The sequence below is a fragment of the Pelorhabdus sp. sgz311001 genome, assembly GCF_055901755.1.
Genome location: NZ_JBVXUT010000001.1, coordinates 112,881 through 129,018, shown reverse-complemented (window position 1 = coordinate 129,018; position 16,138 = coordinate 112,881). Strand labels below are relative to the sequence as shown.

The 16,138-nt window shown below is 43.7% G+C and carries 15 protein-coding genes; 1 reads left to right on the top strand and 14 read right to left on the bottom strand.

Annotated features, from left to right (window positions below; genetic code table 11):
* Positions 1-48: 48 nt before the first annotated feature.
* The 10 genes from AC0MXB_RS00765 to AC0MXB_RS00720 all read right to left on the bottom strand — a co-directional run bounded on the left by AC0MXB_RS00765 (position 49) and on the right by AC0MXB_RS00720 (position 12,203).
* Positions 49-732 (bottom strand): response regulator, encoded by a 684-nt coding sequence (locus AC0MXB_RS00765; RefSeq protein WP_474037518.1) that lies wholly within the window; start codon positions 730-732, stop codon positions 49-51.
* 1 nt (position 733) lies between these two features.
* Positions 734-3,397, bottom strand: coding sequence for an ATP-binding protein (locus AC0MXB_RS00760; protein WP_474037517.1), 2,664 nt, complete (start codon positions 3,395-3,397; stop codon positions 734-736).
* A 90-nt stretch (positions 3,398-3,487) separates the two neighbouring features.
* On the bottom strand, positions 3,488-4,075 hold the full coding sequence (gene kdpC / locus AC0MXB_RS00755) for a potassium-transporting ATPase subunit KdpC (RefSeq protein ID WP_474037516.1): 588 nt from the start codon (positions 4,073-4,075) through the stop codon (positions 3,488-3,490).
* A gap of 20 nt (positions 4,076-4,095) precedes the next feature.
* Positions 4,096-6,126, bottom strand: a complete 2,031-nt coding sequence (gene kdpB, locus AC0MXB_RS00750) for a potassium-transporting ATPase subunit KdpB (RefSeq protein ID WP_474037515.1) — start codon at positions 6,124-6,126, stop codon at positions 4,096-4,098.
* A gap of 12 nt (positions 6,127-6,138) precedes the next feature.
* On the bottom strand, positions 6,139-7,842 hold the full coding sequence (gene kdpA / locus AC0MXB_RS00745) for a potassium-transporting ATPase subunit KdpA (RefSeq protein ID WP_474037513.1): 1,704 nt from the start codon (positions 7,840-7,842) through the stop codon (positions 6,139-6,141).
* 1 nt (position 7,843) lies between these two features.
* The gene (gene kdpF / locus AC0MXB_RS00740; protein WP_474038719.1) at positions 7,844-7,930 is read right to left on the bottom strand and encodes a K(+)-transporting ATPase subunit F; all 87 of its coding nucleotides are present in this window, start codon (positions 7,928-7,930) and stop codon (positions 7,844-7,846) included.
* Positions 7,931-8,154: 224 nt separating this feature from the next.
* Positions 8,155-9,378, bottom strand: coding sequence for an LCP family protein (locus AC0MXB_RS00735; protein ID WP_474037512.1), 1,224 nt, complete (start codon positions 9,376-9,378; stop codon positions 8,155-8,157).
* A 164-nt stretch (positions 9,379-9,542) separates the two neighbouring features.
* On the bottom strand, positions 9,543-10,244 hold the full coding sequence (locus AC0MXB_RS00730; RefSeq protein ID WP_474037511.1) for an MgtC/SapB family protein: 702 nt from the start codon (positions 10,242-10,244) through the stop codon (positions 9,543-9,545).
* Between the two features lie 57 nt (positions 10,245-10,301).
* The gene (locus tag AC0MXB_RS00725; protein ID WP_474037509.1) at positions 10,302-11,243 is read right to left on the bottom strand and encodes an AEC family transporter; all 942 of its coding nucleotides are present in this window, start codon (positions 11,241-11,243) and stop codon (positions 10,302-10,304) included.
* 66 nt (positions 11,244-11,309) lie between these two features.
* Complete coding sequence (locus AC0MXB_RS00720) at positions 11,310-12,203, bottom strand: LysR family transcriptional regulator (RefSeq protein WP_474037508.1); 894 nt, start codon at positions 12,201-12,203, stop codon at positions 11,310-11,312.
* A gap of 129 nt (positions 12,204-12,332) precedes the next feature.
* On the opposite strand from AC0MXB_RS00720, the gene AC0MXB_RS00715 reads away from it, so the two are divergent.
* Positions 12,333-13,238, top strand: a complete 906-nt coding sequence (locus AC0MXB_RS00715; protein WP_474037507.1) for a DMT family transporter — start codon at positions 12,333-12,335, stop codon at positions 13,236-13,238.
* Here AC0MXB_RS00715 and AC0MXB_RS00710 read toward each other — a convergent pair.
* The 4 genes from AC0MXB_RS00710 to AC0MXB_RS00695 form a co-directional block, all read right to left on the bottom strand.
* Entirely contained in the window at positions 13,235-13,954 is a 720-nt protein-coding gene (locus AC0MXB_RS00710) for a response regulator (RefSeq protein ID WP_474037506.1), read from the bottom strand. The genes AC0MXB_RS00715 and AC0MXB_RS00710 overlap by 4 nt on opposite strands.
* Positions 13,955-14,274: 320 nt before the next feature.
* Positions 14,275-14,925, bottom strand: coding sequence for a hypothetical protein (locus AC0MXB_RS00705; protein WP_474037505.1), 651 nt, complete (start codon positions 14,923-14,925; stop codon positions 14,275-14,277).
* A gap of 32 nt (positions 14,926-14,957) precedes the next feature.
* Positions 14,958-15,551 (bottom strand): 30S ribosomal protein S4, encoded by a 594-nt coding sequence (gene rpsD / locus AC0MXB_RS00700; RefSeq protein WP_474037504.1) that lies wholly within the window; start codon positions 15,549-15,551, stop codon positions 14,958-14,960.
* 195 nt (positions 15,552-15,746) lie between these two features.
* Positions 15,747-16,082: a hypothetical protein gene (locus AC0MXB_RS00695; protein ID WP_474037503.1), complete on the bottom strand. Its 336-nt coding sequence runs from the start codon at positions 16,080-16,082 to the stop codon at positions 15,747-15,749.
* Positions 16,083-16,138 lie beyond the last annotated feature (56 nt).

Sequence of the window (16,138 nt, the reverse complement as noted above, 5' to 3'; positions counted from 1 at the left end):
TATTGAAAACATAAAGAAATCATAAAAATCCTAAAGATCCTGAACCTCTTATGAAAACATAAGTCGATAGCCAATTCCCGATTCCGTAATCAAATATTTCGGCCTAGACGGCTCTGTTTCAATCTTTTGTCGCAATTGCCCAATATAGACGCGAATATACTGAATGTCATCGCTTTCTACGCCCCACACCGCTTTTAATAGCTGCCGATGCGTCAACACCTTGCCAGCATTCTTCGCCAGGACTTTCAATAAATCGTACTGAATTGGCGTAAGCTTAATCTCGTTTTCCGCTACGAAAACCTGATGTTTCACTAAATCGATCTTCAAATCGCCGCAGTGAAGCACCTCTTCATTCACTGAGCCAGAGTTCGCCCGCAAGGAAACACGAATTCTGGCCATAAGCTCGCCCACGCCAAAGGGCTTCGTTAAATAATCATTGGCCCCAAGATCAAGGGCTTCCACTTTTTCCGTTTCCTGGTCACGTGCCGATAAAATGATGATTGGAGTTGTTGACCATTCCCGAATTGTCTTGATCACCGCCTTGCCATCCATATCAGGCAGACCTAAATCCAGCAAAATCAAGTCAGGTTTGTGAGCTAAAACCTGGTCAATGCCGCTTTTCCCATTCGCTGCTTCTACAACGCTGTAGGAGTGACCTTCTAAAGAAACTTTAATTAATCTTCGAATCTGAATCTCATCATCTACAATCAATACTTTCGTCTGCTGTCCCATGTTATCCCTCCAACGACAAGGTGAAGACGAAACGACTTCCCTTATCTAAGCGATTTACAACCCATATTTCGCCGCCATGGGCTTCGATGATGCCTTTGCAAATAGAAAGGCCAAGGCCCGTACCAGCAACACTTTTTTGCGCCTTGCCGCGATAAAACTTCGCAAAGACGTGTTCTAAATCTTCGGTAGCAATTCCTTTACCGCTATCAGACACAGCTACCAGCAATTTTTTATCATCTACTGCCGCGGTAATTTCAATCGGCTCATTGAGCGGTGAATATTTATTCGCATTATCCACTAGATTAACTAGTACTTGTTCTAGTAACACACTATCACCGCGAAACAAAGGAATATCCGGTTCAAGCTGAATTGTAATTTGTCGCTCTTGCAAATTTTCATCTAGTCTTTGCAAAGCAGCACCGATAATATCCTGTATATCGCACCAATCTTTTTTTACTTTCATTGTACCGCTTTCTAGTCGAGCCGTATCGAGTAAATTGTTAATAATTCGTTCCATCCGCATGGCGCCTGATTTAATATTATTTTGTAATTCCTCTTGAATTTCAGCGGAGAGAGAAATGGTTCGATCAAGCAGCGTTGAGACTGAGCCAAGAATAGTAGCTAATGGAGTTTTAAGCTCATGCGAAATAGAATTTAATAAAGCCATGCTCAAGCGTTCCGATTCGGCTAGCAGCGCCGCTTTCTGTTCTTCCGCTGCCAATTGTACCCGTTCAATGGCGATAGCGGCCATAGCTCCCCAAGCGTCGATCAAACGCCGCTGTTCTGGCGTAATATTTTTTTCTACCACATGAATGCCTAGAACGCCGAGCGTGCGGCCGCGTGTCCTTAGGGGCAAATACAGAAATGTAGCTGACGGTAACGTTTCCGTGGATCTTCCCGCCAATTGACCATGCTCAAAGGCCCACAGAGCCACGCCTGTTTCACTGGACATATTTTCTATGGTTTCATTCAGCCCAGCCTGTGAAACAATTTCCAGCTGTCCCTTCGCATTGGGCAAAAATACAATAACGCCTCGCTCCAAGGCTTCAGCGGCTGTCACAGCCAGGCGACGAATAATCGCCTCTAGATCCACTAAGGCAGCGACTTCACGACTAAATTCATAGAGTACGCGAATCCGCCGTTCCTGTTGCTCGGCAAAACGCGCTTCATTACGAAGTTTTTCCGTCTGTCCGCCAGCAATAAAAGCAACACAAAGGAAAATAATAAAAGTCCAGATATAGCGAATATCAAGAACATTAAAACTAAAAATAGGCGGCACAAACAAAAAATCAAAAACCACAACTGTACAGGCCGCCGTACAATATGATGGACCTCGCCCCCACCAAGCGGCGCTTAGTAGTACCGGAAGTAAGTACAGCATCGCCACATTCACTAAATCGAGCTGCGGCATAAACCAGCAAAATAGAGTGTTGATGAGCATCATGAGAATACCGCCGCTATAGTATCGCCAAGAAAAGCTTTGCTTCTTTTTCAAGGTTTCTACTTTGGGAACATATTCTAACGATTTTTTGCCTTGAATCACATGGATCTGAATGCCGGCACTCTGCCGAATGAGCTGATCCACAACGGCGCCGCCGCGAAGCCATTCCCAAAAACGATTTTTCAGAGGCTTGCCAATTACAATATGAGTAATATTTTCCTGATGGGCGAAAGCAAGCATCGTTTCCACCATATCGCGTCCCGATACGGATATCACTTTGCCGCCTAGTTCTTCTGCCAAATGAAGGTTTTGACGCAAACGCTCGCGATCTTGATCGCCTAGTGTCGGGTTATGAGCTGTCTCAATATGCAGCGCGTACCAATCTGATTTCATCGCTGCGGCCATGCGTTTAGCCACACGGATTAAATGAGCCGAAAAAGGGCTGGCGCTGACACAGACAAGCACTTTTTCTCCTGCGGGCCAAGGGCCTTCGATCGCATGATCCTGCATATACTCACTCAGCTGCTGATCGACGCGATGCGCCGTAAACCGCAGCGCCATTTCCCGGAGAGCATTAATATTGCCGGGACGAAAAAAATTTTGGAGCGCTCTTTCGGCCTGTCCCGGTAAATAAATCTTGCCTTCTTTGAGCCGCTTCAACAAATCATCCGGCGGAATATCAATGAGTTGAACTTGATCAGCATTTTCTAAAATAGAATCAGGAACAGTCTCTCTGATTTTAACTTCCGTAATATGTTCCACAATATCATTTAAACTTTCGATATGCTGAATATTTAGTGTCGTATAAACATGAATGCCTGCAGCTAACAATTCCTCGACATCTTGAAAACGGCGTACATGACGCGAGCCAGGCACATTTGTATGAGCCAGTTCATCGACTAAAACAAGCTCAGGCTTCCGCTGTAAAATCGCATCAAGATTCATTTCTTGCAGTATTTTACCGCGATATTCTATTGACTGCGGCTCAAGACACGGCAAGCCAGAAAGCATGGCCTCCGTTTCTTGGCGGCCATGGGTTTCAATCCAGCCAATAACGATATCAGTCCCTTCACGCAGCCGTTCTTGAGCGCTTTCGAGCATCGCATACGTTTTACCTACCCCAGCAGCAGCCCCTAAGAAAACAGTAAGCTTGCCGCGTTTTTCCTTACTTGCTTTTTTTAACAACGCTTCGGGGTCGCGCCGTATATCATAATGGTTCCCCACAAAATTCCTCCCTCACCTATATAAATAAATTTTTATGTATATAGGAAGAGCAGTTACCGAAAAATCCGATAACTGCCTAGCATCTGTTTATTATGGATAGTTTGACGAGACTCCGTCAAGCGCTACATTTAAATTCAATACATTCACCTTGTTGACTTTAAATCCGCCAAGATGAGGCGCTTCAATTTGTTTATTTATAATACTTTTCACCGTATCTTCGGAAATTCCTCTTGCCGCGGCAATACGCGCTGCCTGCAAATAAGCGTTTTCTATTGAGATATCAGGATCAAGACCGCTTGCCGATGCCATAACCGCATCAGCCGGAATTTTCACATCGTCCGCCAAGTGATTCTCTGTTCTAAAATCAGCGGCTTTTACAGCAATTCCTTTGATTAATTTTTCACTAGTAGGCCCTAAATTGCTTGCCGACGAATTGGCGGCATCATAGCCATCATCCCCGGCGGCCGATGGCCGACCGTGAAAATATTCGGGCTTAGTAAAATTTTCACCAATTAAAGAAGATCCGATCAGCTTACCCTCTTTAGCAAGGAAAGAACCATTGGCTTGCGTGGGAAATAAAGCCTGTGCAACCCCGGTAATCAGCAAGGGATAGCCAACTCCCGTAATAAGTGTAAGCACAATCAGCAGCAACAAAGCGTTCGCAAATTGCTTAACCATACAAATAACCTCCTTCTCCTTTAGACAAGACCGAATAAGACAAGCAGCATATCAATCGCTTTTATGCCCACAAAGGGAACCAGCAAGCCGCCAAAGCCATAGAGTAGTAAGTTTTTCTTGAGTATCGCGCTGGCTCCTAACGGTTCATATTTTACGCCTCGCAAGGCCAGCGGAATCAATACCACAATAATCAAGGCATTGAATATAACAGCACTCAAGATCGCGCTCTGCGGCGTAGCAAGCTGCATAATATTTAAAATACCCAGCACGGGATAGGCGCTCATAAACATGGCGGGAATAATAGCAAAATATTTTGCTACGTCATTAGCGATGCTGAACGTTGTGAGCGCGCCGCGCGTCATTAACAGCTGCTTACCGATTTCCACCACTTCAATAAGTTTTGTCGGATTGCTGTCAAGGTCGACCATATTCCCCGCTTCCTTGGCCGCCTGGGTTCCGCTGTTCATGGCAACCCCTACATCAGCTTGCGCCAGAGCCGGGGCATCATTCGTGCCATCGCCCGTCATAGCAACAAGCATTCCTTTTTCCTGATATTCACGAATTAATTGTAATTTATTTTCTGGTGTAGCCTCTGCCAGAAAATCGTCGACTCCCGCCTCGGCGGCAATCGCTGCTGCAGTTAGAGGATTATCACCTGTAATCATTACTGTTTTGATGCCCATTTTCCGCAGTTCAGTAAAACGCTCTTTCATGCCGCCTTTTACAACATCCTTCAAGTAGATCGTGCCAAGAACACGCGCCTTTTCCGCTACCACCAAAGGCGTCCCGCCACCTTTGGCAATTCTGGCGCAATCCGCTTGGACCTGATCCGGAAAAAGACCGCCAAGCCCTTCCACATAGCGACGAATCGCATCCATGGCCCCTTTACGAATCTTCGCATCGCCAAAATCCACACCGCTCATGCGAGTTTGTGCTGTAAAGGGAATAAATAGAGCCTGCAACTGTTCCATATCCCGCTCGCGAATGTTATAAAGCTGCTTGGCCAGAACGACAATGCTACGTCCTTCCGGCGTTTCATCAGCCAACGAAGATAGCTGCGCGGCATCAGCCAATTCTTCTGATTCAATGCCTGGCGCGGCAATAAACTCGGCGGCCATGCGATTTCCCAGGGTAATTGTTCCGGTTTTATCAAGAAGCAAGGCGTCAATGTCGCCTGCCGCCTCTACAGCCCGACCGGACATGGCCAGCACGTTGTGCTGCAAAAGTCGATCCATGCCAGCGATACCGATGGCGCTGAGTAATCCGCCAATGGTTGTCGGAATCAGGCAAACAAGCAGCGCAATCAATACAATCACAGAGATCGTCGTCGATGAGTAGATGGCAAAGGGTTCAATCGTCGCTACAGCAATCAAAAATACGATAGAAAGACCCACAAGCAAAATCGTCAGGGCAATTTCATTAGGCGTTTTCTGGCGCTTCGCCCCTTCCACCAGACCAATCATGCGATCGAGAAAGGTTTCGCCGGGATTTGCTGTAATACGAATCTTGAGCCAGTCTGAGAGTAATTTCGTTCCGCCTGTGACCGAAGATTTATCGCCGCCTGATTCGCGAATGACTGGCGCTGATTCGCCAGTCACAGCACTTTCATCAACAGAGGCAATGCCTTCGATGACTTCCCCGTCGCTAGGAATAATATCACCTGGTTCGACAAGCACAAGATCGCCTTTTTGCAGCGCAGCCGCCGAAATAAGTTCGACCTTGTCACCGCAAAATCGTTTGGCCTTCGTATCAGTCCTGGTTTTCCGCAGGGCCTGCGCCTGGGCTTTCCCCCGGCCCTCGGCAAGCGCTTCGGCGAAGTTGGCAAAGAGCACGGTAAACCAAAGCCATAAAGCAATTTGCCCTTCAAAGCGAATATCATTAAGAGCACCGCCGAACATATCGCGCAACAGCATAGCAGTCGTCATTAGGGAGCCAACCATTACGATAAACATGACGGGATTTTTCACCTGCACCCGCGGGTCAAGTTTGGCAAAGGCTTGCCCTATGGCAGTAAACACCATGGCTTGATTGACTTTTAATTTATTATCCATAGGAATGCCTCCTTAATATAGCTGCCCTTGCAGCATTAATAAATGCTCGACAATCGGGCCTAGCGCTAAAGCCGGAAAAAAAGTGAGTGCGCCGACAATCAAAATGACGGCAAATAAGAGTAGTACAAAAAGCCAGCCATGGGTCTGGAAGGTACCAGGCCCTACAGGCGATACTTTCTTTGCAGCCAGACTGCCAGAAATAGCTAGAATGGGGAAGATTACACCGAATCGTCCTAGCAGCATAGCCGCTGCTAATGTCAAATTATAAAAGGGACTATTGGCGTTAAGTCCGGCAAAGGCGCTGCCATTGTTCGCTGATGCTGAAGCATAGGCATAAAGGATTTCGCTGAGTCCATGGGGACCGTTATTATTAATGGCCCCAACTCCCACATCCAGGACTGACGAAGTAGCACTGCCCAGCAAAATGCAAATGGAAGGAATCAGCACGGCCAGTACCGCCATCTTCATCTCAGGCGCTTCAATCTTTTTGCCGAGGTATTCCGGCGTCCGCCCGACCATAAGCCCCACGATAAAAACCGTGAGAATCACAAAGGACATGATACCGTAAAACCCAGCGCCGACACCGCCAAAAACCACTTCGCCCAACATAAGCTGTATCATGGGAATCATACCGCCAAGCGGCGTAAAACTATCCAGCATAGCATTCACGGCGCCGCAAGAAGCGGCTGTCGTAATCGCCGTAAAGAGAACGGATCCGCCTAAACCAAAGCGAACTTCTTTACCCTCCATATTGTTTGGCGCGGCCACACCCAAATTAGCAATATTAGGATTGCCATAGAACTCGCTCGTATAGAGAACACCAAGAAATAAGAGAAACAAGAGCAGCATCGCCGCTAAAATGGCTTTTCCTTGCCGAAGATCGCCGACCATTCGGCCAAAAGCAAGGACAAGGCTGGCGGGAATCAAAAAGATCGCCAGCATTTGCAAAAAATTAGTAAGAGCTGTGGGGTTCTCAAAGGGATGAGCTGAGTTAGCATTAAAAAAGCCACCGCCGTTTGTCCCGAGCAGTTTAATGGCCTCCTGCGATGCTACAGGACCCATGGCAATCGTTTGCGAACTGCCTTCGATCGTCGTTACCGTCACATAAGATGAAAAGTTTTGAATCACGCCTTGTTGGACAAACACCAGCGATAACAGAATGGATACAGGCAACAGAATCCATAAAGTACCACGAACCATATCCACCCAGTAGTTTCCAATCTTGTCCGTTGTCTTGCGAATCAGGCCGCGAATCAGTGTCATGGCCACAGCAAGTCCTGTAGCAGCAGAAAGGAAATTATGTGCCGTCAAGGCTGTCATCTGTGTAAAATAGCTCATCGTTGACTCGCCACCATAGGCTTGCCAGTTCGTATTCGTAATAAAGCTGACCGCCGTATTTAGCGCCAAATCCCACGACAAGTTACTTTGCTGCGCCGGATTGAGCGGCAGAACTTCTTGCACTAATTCGGTGATAAAAATAGCCAAAAAGCTAAGTAAATGAAACCATAGCAACGCTTTGCCATATTCTTTCCAATTCATTTCCTGCGCCGGATCAATCGCCGCCGCTTTATAAATCAGCCTTTCTAGGGGCCTGCAAAACCAATCGAGAAAAGTGGGCTTGTCGGTAAATACTTTTGTAATATAAAGACTGAATGGCACTGCTAGTAACAGCAGTAAAATTATATAGCTCGCAAACAAAAGCACATCGCTGTTCATATTAAAATTCCTCCGGTTTTAGTAAGACGTATACAAGATAAACAAGCAATCCCATAGTCACAATCCCGCTCAATAAATAATCCCCCATATTACTGCCTCCTTTAGCTCTGCTTCCTTATCTCGACCTGCCTTGTAGTGATTCATTCCTTGTATTTAGCTTAGCATCGGCCATATAAAAAAGGGCTAAAACTTCCCAGTAAACCCATAAAGAAAACATAAAAAGGGCTGTTTCACTAAGCAAAAAACTCGCTTAATGAAACAGCCCTTAAACTGCTTACTAGCAGTTCATCCGGCTTTGTTATGCTATTAAAGTTACTTACCAGCAGTTTTTTCGTCACTGCTGCTCTTCGTCCCAGTCTCACCTGTTCCTGTCTCACTCGTCTCCAGCGACTGACTGGCGGAAGTTTTACCATTCAAATTACTTGATGCTACCTTAGCCCCGCTGACTTTCTCTTTAGCCTTTTCGTCAGATGCTTTCTTGGTTGTTGCCGCAGTCTGTTGTTGCACGCTTCTTTTTACAACGGCAGGGGTATCGGCCACTTTGATTTCCTTAGGCACGGACTGGCTATACTCAGCTGCTTCCTTTTCCATAGCCTGACGATATTTTTCATCCATAGGAATTCCTTGTATCTGAGCGATTTTGGTCCAAAGCCCTTTAATATCAGGTAACCAGTAGCTCACATCTTGTATCCATAGCGGCGTTCCTTCTACCCAAGCCGTTTCCAAACCAGATTTTGCAGCCTGATCCACGATCGGAGCCAGCTTGACCATTTCGCCTAACGACATATCGGTGCGGACTGCCTTAGAAAATTCCTTCACAAGTTCGGGTAGCCGCGTAATAATCTGAGGATTGGTAAATTCCTGCATAACCGCTTTTAAAAACTTTTGTTGTCTGGCTACCCTGCCAATATCGCCTTCTTCATCGCGATATCGCACATATTCAATGGCTGTCCTACCAGTCAAATGCTGTACACCCGGCTGTAAGTTAATATAGAGCCCACCGTTGTCATCATAGGGATCGGAATAGTGCATTGCTTTTTCTACATCAATCGTAACTCCGCCGATGGCATCAATCATACGAACAAAGCCATTAAAATTAATCGTAACCGTATGATCAATCGGAATGCCTATTAAGCCTTCTACAGCCGCTTTGGAAAGCTTCACACCGCCAAACGCATAGGCATGATTCATTTTGTCCCAGCCGTGTCCGGGAATTTTGACTCTTGAATCACGGGGAATGGAAAGCATGGTAACTTTCTTTTGATCCTTATCAATTGTCACGACAAAGGCTGTATCAGAACGTCCGACATCATCATCACGTTCATCAACGCCCAGTACTAAAATATTGACTTTTCCAGTGCCTAAGTCTGGCACCACTCGCGTTATAACCGATTGACCTGTATCGTCAGCCCAAAAATAAGCAGCGCCGACGCCAACAACAAAAGCTAAAAGAAAAAACGAAATCACAAACAACCAGTTTCGTTTCCGTTTTGATTTTCGTTTTGCTAAACGACCTTCCGGTATATCTTGCGCCATAAAAGCATCTCCCTAACTGCTATTCTTCTCATAACTGCTATTCTTCTCATATCTGCTATTCTTCTCATATCTGCTATTCTTCTCATATCTGCTATTCTTCTCATATCTGCTATTATATGACTCTCTCGGGCTTCTGGCAATGGAAAAGAAAGAAGGCAAACCAATTAAACTCGCTCATTGGCAATCACCTTCCAGGAAACGGCGGTAACACCCGCCTCTAAACAAATATGGCTGACGATTTTCTCTACAGCATGATCGGTTCGGCCCACCATACTTAATAAGTGAGCTGTTACGACGACACGTACTTGGTCATCTACATTTTCGCTTTTCAACGCATGAAGCATTAAAGTTTCTTCATTAATCTCCTGTAACAGCAAAATCCTCACTTGCGCTTCAAATTCTCGTCGACACGTCACATCAATGCGATACTCCAGTTCTTCCTCGGTTTCGCTATGCGGCGTTTTGTTAACACGTTGCGCTAACGGCCTGAGCAGCGTATTCGCCAGAAGAATAAAGCCAGCGCCAACTACTGCTTCCAACAAAAAACCGGCGCCAGTCATTGTGCCGATGGCTGCCGAACACCATAAGGTAGCTGCCGTATTTAAGCCGCGAATATTGAGTCCATCGCGCATAATCACGCCAGCGCCAAGAAAACCAATCCCTGATACCACTTGCGCCGCAATTCGACTAGGACTGGAATCATTGACGGTCATCACGGACAGCATCACAAATAAGGCTGATCCTGTGGCTACAAGCGTATTGGTTCTAAGCCCAGCCATTCGCTGCCGCCACTGTCTTTCCATACCAATAAAAGCTCCTAAAAAGAATGCTAGAGCAATGCGCAGTACAAAATCGAATAAAGTCATGGTACATCCCTCCTTCTAAACCACGAAACACACTCTCAAGTGGAAAATGTTTTGTTCCTAAAAACTCGTTAGATAAGATACCAAAGGTAAAGTAACCAAACAAAGAATTGTCGAAATCATAATAGCGCCTACGGCCCCTGCTTCATCAGACTGATTCACTCGCGCAAACATAGCAATAGCGGCCATACAAGGCATGCCCGCAAGAGTCGTAATAAAAGTAATAATTTCAGGCTGCACTTGAAAGACACGTAAAGCATAAAAAATAATGAGCGGAAGTACGATCATTTTTGTGGCAACAATAGCATAGTATTCAAATTTCACGAGAAATTTTCGCACATTACAAGAACAAAAAGTACCGCCAATATAAATGAGCGATAACGGCGTTGTAGCATCGCCCACTACGCCGAGTGCTTTATTTAACGTCACAGGCAACTTCCAATCCATGAGAATAAACAAAATGGCCAGCACGATTCCTAGCATAGCGGGATTTGCTATATTTTTCAGATTCGCTGCGAAAGAACTTTGCTCGAGTCGCTTCTCCGGCAATGTCAAATAAAAGCCAATCGTCCATAGAAACAGCTGATCAATAATACTAAACAAGGCCATATATAGCATACCGCGTTCCGGTAAAATACCAAGAATTAAAGGAATTCCGATAAAGCCTACATTGCCAAACATAGCTGAAGCCTGAAAAACACGTCCATAATTTCCTTGTAATGAAAACAGCCGTTTTAGCAAAGCACCGTTAGAAAAAAGCAGTACGTACATAAACACGGTTGCCAAAATCACTTCCACCAAACAAGAAAACATGTCAGCACGCGTCGCTCCATTGATTGATTTATGAAAAATCATAACAGGCAGAATCAGCCGCATAATCAGCTTTGATAAATCGCCCAAATATTGCTCCGTTAATGCCTTTGTCTTGACGCCGATAATGCCTAACGTCACCATAACGCTAAACATTTCTAACTGCGTTAATACAAGATAAAACGATTCCATAATTCTGCTCCTTTAAAAAAGCCCCTAAAACCAGCTATATATTTTTTCAAACGATGCAGTGCCATCTTACAGAGTTTCAACTATTTTCTTGGCTAGAACCCCTAAAAAAGCTTGAAGTGCTGGTGAAAGCCACTTATCCTTATGATAAGCAACCTGAATGACCGTATCAAATTCTTCTCCAGTCCAATGTAAATCAACTAACGCTCCTGAGGCTAATTCTTTTTCGACAGCTACGCGAGGCAAGAAGGCAATTCCTAAACCACTAACAGCACATTGTGCCATCGCCGCCACACTGCCGATTTCTAATATGGTTTCAGGCTCAATCTGTTCTCGATCTAGTATCTCTTCCAGTATAATCCGGTAACTGCAACCAGGTTCCGCTAATATAATGGTTTGACCAGTCAAATCAACTGCTCTAAGCCCTTTCCGAGAAGCAAACGAATGATGATTTGCTGCGACAGCCACAATCGGCTCAGGCAGCAATGTATCAGTTATCAAACTTAGATGAGTTTGTTCCCGCTGAAAAAACAGCGCTACATCAATATAATTATTTTTAAGCATATATGTAAAATCTGTATAGGATCCCATTTTCAATACCATTTTTACTTGCGGATAACGCTGACCATACTCTTGCAACACTTTCGGCAAACGGGTCGCACAAAGTGATTCCGGCACACCTATCGTAATTTTTCCGCTCACTACACGAGAACTTGCTAGCGCTGCCTTGGCCTCTGCCGATAAAGAAACTACCTGTTGTGCATAGGGGTAAAAACAATTGCCTTGGTCTGTTAGAACCACTTGTTTTCCTAAGCGATCAAACAGCTTAGTATCTAATTCTCGTTCTAACAGCTGAATTTGCGTAGTAATAGTCGACTGTGCATATCCCAATACCTCAGCCGCATGAGAAAAATTAGCAGTTTTAGCCACTGTTAAAAACGCATGTAACTGCCGAAATTCCATAGAGTACGCCACCTATCATAAAAATGAATTGTTACTATTAAAAGGTTCAATTTCACAAAGATATTTTTTTCATGATATCATCTTTTATAGAAACTTGCACTACCTACGAACCTACTGGGAGGATAGATTATGTTAAAAAATAAGAACCTAGGTATCTATTTATCGCTTATTAGCGTTGCTTTTTTATGGGGAACGTCCTTTGCTATATCCAAAATAGGACTCTATGAATTAACGCCTTTAAATTTAGCGGGCCTGCGATTTCTTGTTGCAGCCATTTTATTCGCCTTGATTTTGCTGCTAAAAAAAGCAAGGGTTCACAAAAAAGATATCCCGCAACTCATTGTCATGGGATTTATGGCCATTACCTCTTATTTTTATATTCAATACACAGGTCTACTTTATACAACATCAATTAATGCTTCACTGCTACTAGCAACAAGTCCAGTATGGACCACTATAGCCAGCGGGATTTTACAGCAAGAACAAATCAATCGTAATACCATTGGCGGAATTCTCGTTGCTTTTTTCGGTGTAAGCCTGGTGATCAGCAAAGGAAACTTCTTGACATTATTTGCTTCCGAAACAATTTTAGGCGATGTACTTATGCTACTAAATGCAACAGTCTGGGCCATCTTTACTCTCTATGGCAAGAGAATTATGACAAAATATTCCCCCTTTACCGCCGTCGCTTATATCACGATTTTTGGCGCCATCATGCTATTACCAGTTGTTTGTATTCCAAATCCCCTTAACCCCATATCCGTATTCGATCAAGTCGCTAATATCAGTATGCAAACAGTCGGAGCGTTGCTATACCTCGCAGTCTTTTGCTCGGTTTACGCCTACTATAGCTGGTACCACGGTATTGAAATAATCGGCGCAGTCCGTACCGCTTCATTCTACTATACGAGTCCCTTATTTGCCTTAGCCGCAGGCGTCTGGCTGCTAAAAGAAACCATAAGTCCCCTCGTTGTATTCGGCGGAATCGCCGTCATTGCCGGAGTATATATCACCAATAAAAACCGAACGAATTAGGAAGGCAGAGAACCCTCGTCCACCATTCCTTCGCGCAAAGTATAGGCAATTAATGTAACTCGGTTCGGCAAATGCAGCTTATTGAGAATTTCCCTAACGTGATATTTCACCGTAACCTCCTTCAGCTCAAGTTGATCGCCAATTTGCCGATAAGTCATTCCTTGCGTAAGCAACTGCAATACTTCTCTTTGCCGCTCTGAGAGTTCTCTTGCTGGCTTTTCTGTTACCGGCTCATCAGCTGACTTTTCTTTTTCATATACATTACTGTCTTCACGAAACGCTTCCTGATAATGACTAAATTTATAAAGCAGCCGCTCGGCTAAGCGCGGTGCTAGCGGCATTTCCCCTGCAGCCAGCCTTGACAATTGTTGCAGAAAACTTTCAGGCTCCATATCTTTTAGTAAATACCCCTCAGCTCCTGCCCGGACTGCTGCTAAAAGGTTATCCTCATCCTCAAAAGCAGTTAGCATAACAATCTTAGCCTGAGGATACTCCTTCTTAATCATACTCGTAGCCTCTATTCCGTCACAGTCTTTCATTTGAATATCCATCAACACGATATCGATCTCCATTTGATGCATTTCATACTGCAATAAGGCCTCAGCACCACTACAGGCTGTTCCTACGACTTTGATTCCGTTAGAGGTTAAAAAATGCTTCATTCCCTCCATCATCAATGCATGGTCATCGACGAGTAATGCGTTCAAAGGTATCACCTAGCCTTCCCTATTTTACTGCACAGAATCTGAGCTGCTAACAACACTTTTAGGCTGAATCTGACTCCCATCATCCTATGTACCGAATCTTCTACTTAATTATTATTATACAATGAAAATTTGTGATAAATATTTCAAATCACAAAACTCCGCAGAATATGTAAGATAAATTCACTTAGCACTTAACTCACGATTTCAGAAGCCGCTAAAATTCTTTTCTAAAAATAACAAGCAGAATTCCGGTCAATGAATAAATTTCTGACCGAAATTCTGCTTGTTTACGCTTTATCTAGTAAAGTCTCTTCTTATTTCGTTTAAAATTAAATAATGCAGCCAATTTTATTATTTAAAATTTTAACAAAGGTTTTACGAAGGAAAATATCAGAATAAAAATTTTCACATAGCTCTGTTAGCTGTTTAGGGGTTAGACCGATATCTTCTTCCAGTACTTCCGGAAACTCTTGTTCTGCTAAAATAGACTGCGCAATTTCTTGCGTATTCATAAACAATCCAATATGTAAAATTGTCTTATCTCCGTACCAACTTTCATTAAAGCGCTGGCAAAAGCATTGCAGCGCTTTACGACAATCGACCTCATCTAGTGACCAGAAGCTAACTAACTCTTCTACCATAGAAAACATAGCCGCAGCATCTTCTCTTGAGAGTTTTTCAATAGAATCTAACAATTCCTGAGTAGAAGCAACGGGAATCAATAACTTTTCATTTTCTTCATGTATCATAAAATAAAAAGCCATTGGTAAATACATATATAGCAGAAAACCTAGTAATGATTTGCTGTCAGGATAGCACGCCCAGTTATTGTCTAAGATACTCCTCGGATAATCAACCAAAGTCGTATTCACAAATAACATTTGCCGCGGATCTGCGCTGTCATCAAAATGGCTTTGCCATACATCTTTTTTTCTAGCTAACGTCCCCTCCCAATAATAGGGACTATTGTATTTGCACATTTTCCCACCTCGCAAGGGCTAATTATCCATACTTAGCGCGAATACAATTCAATAATATGAATTTCTTCCACTTCAATTGGTAATTCTTCCCGTTGAGGCAAGCGAAGTAATGTTCCGCTAAATTCATTCATGTTTTTCTCAATATAAGGCAAGTTAAAGGATTGGAGATCGTGAAAATTGCTGACAAACATTTCGTTAGTACGAGACCTTTCCTGTAAGCTGATAACGTCACCAACTGCAACCGCATAAGAAGGAATATCAACTTTTTTACCATTAACGCGAATATGACCATGATTCACCATCTGGCGAGCTTGGCGTATGGAATTGGCAAAGCCAATACGATAAACCAGATTATCAAGGCGGCATTCCAATGCTTTTAATAAAGCGTGTCCACTAATATCCCGATCATTCAAAGCTTTTTTCACATATCGAACAAACTGTTTTTCCAATACGCCGTAATAAGCTTTCAACTTTTGTTTTTCTAATAACTGCATTCCATAGTTCGAAATCTTTTTATTATTTCGCTTGCCTGCTGTTTCAAGACGATTGAGCGCCTTAGGATGTCCAAAAATATTTACGCCAAAACGACGGCAAAGCTTAAAGCGTGGTTCTCTATAAGTTGCCAAAATAAAATCATTCCTTTCGCAAAGGTTCATTATTTTTAAGTAGTGAACCAAAGTAATTTATGCACTTTAATAAGCATAACACAGTTGATAATGATTTTCAATATCAATAAAACAAACTGATTTTACTTACAAAAAAACTCTCCTGTTCCAGCTTTTAGACCGAATCAGGAGAGTTTCACAACTGTTTTTTATAAATTATCCCACACAAACAGGCTCACTGGCAACGTCCTCAGGACAACCGTGGCTTGGGCCAATAGAAGCGATTTCAGAAATATTCACTCGCACCCGATCTCCCGCTGCATACAAAGCCGGAGTAATAATTTCCAAATCGGCATTATCGCGAACAATCATGGCATCACAAGTTAAGTCTACTGTAATAAATTCATTTTGATTTTCTACCGTTACATCGATACTCACAGGTTCATCGTGATGACGGTCTTTTATAATCTGCCCCTGTAATACAACTCGATCGGTCAGCACAATATTTACCGTTCCCACACAATCAATAATATTTTCTTGTTTATAGTTCATAATCACACTGCTCCTTCTTTTTTAAATAGGAACCTCCTTTACATACTATTGTGATC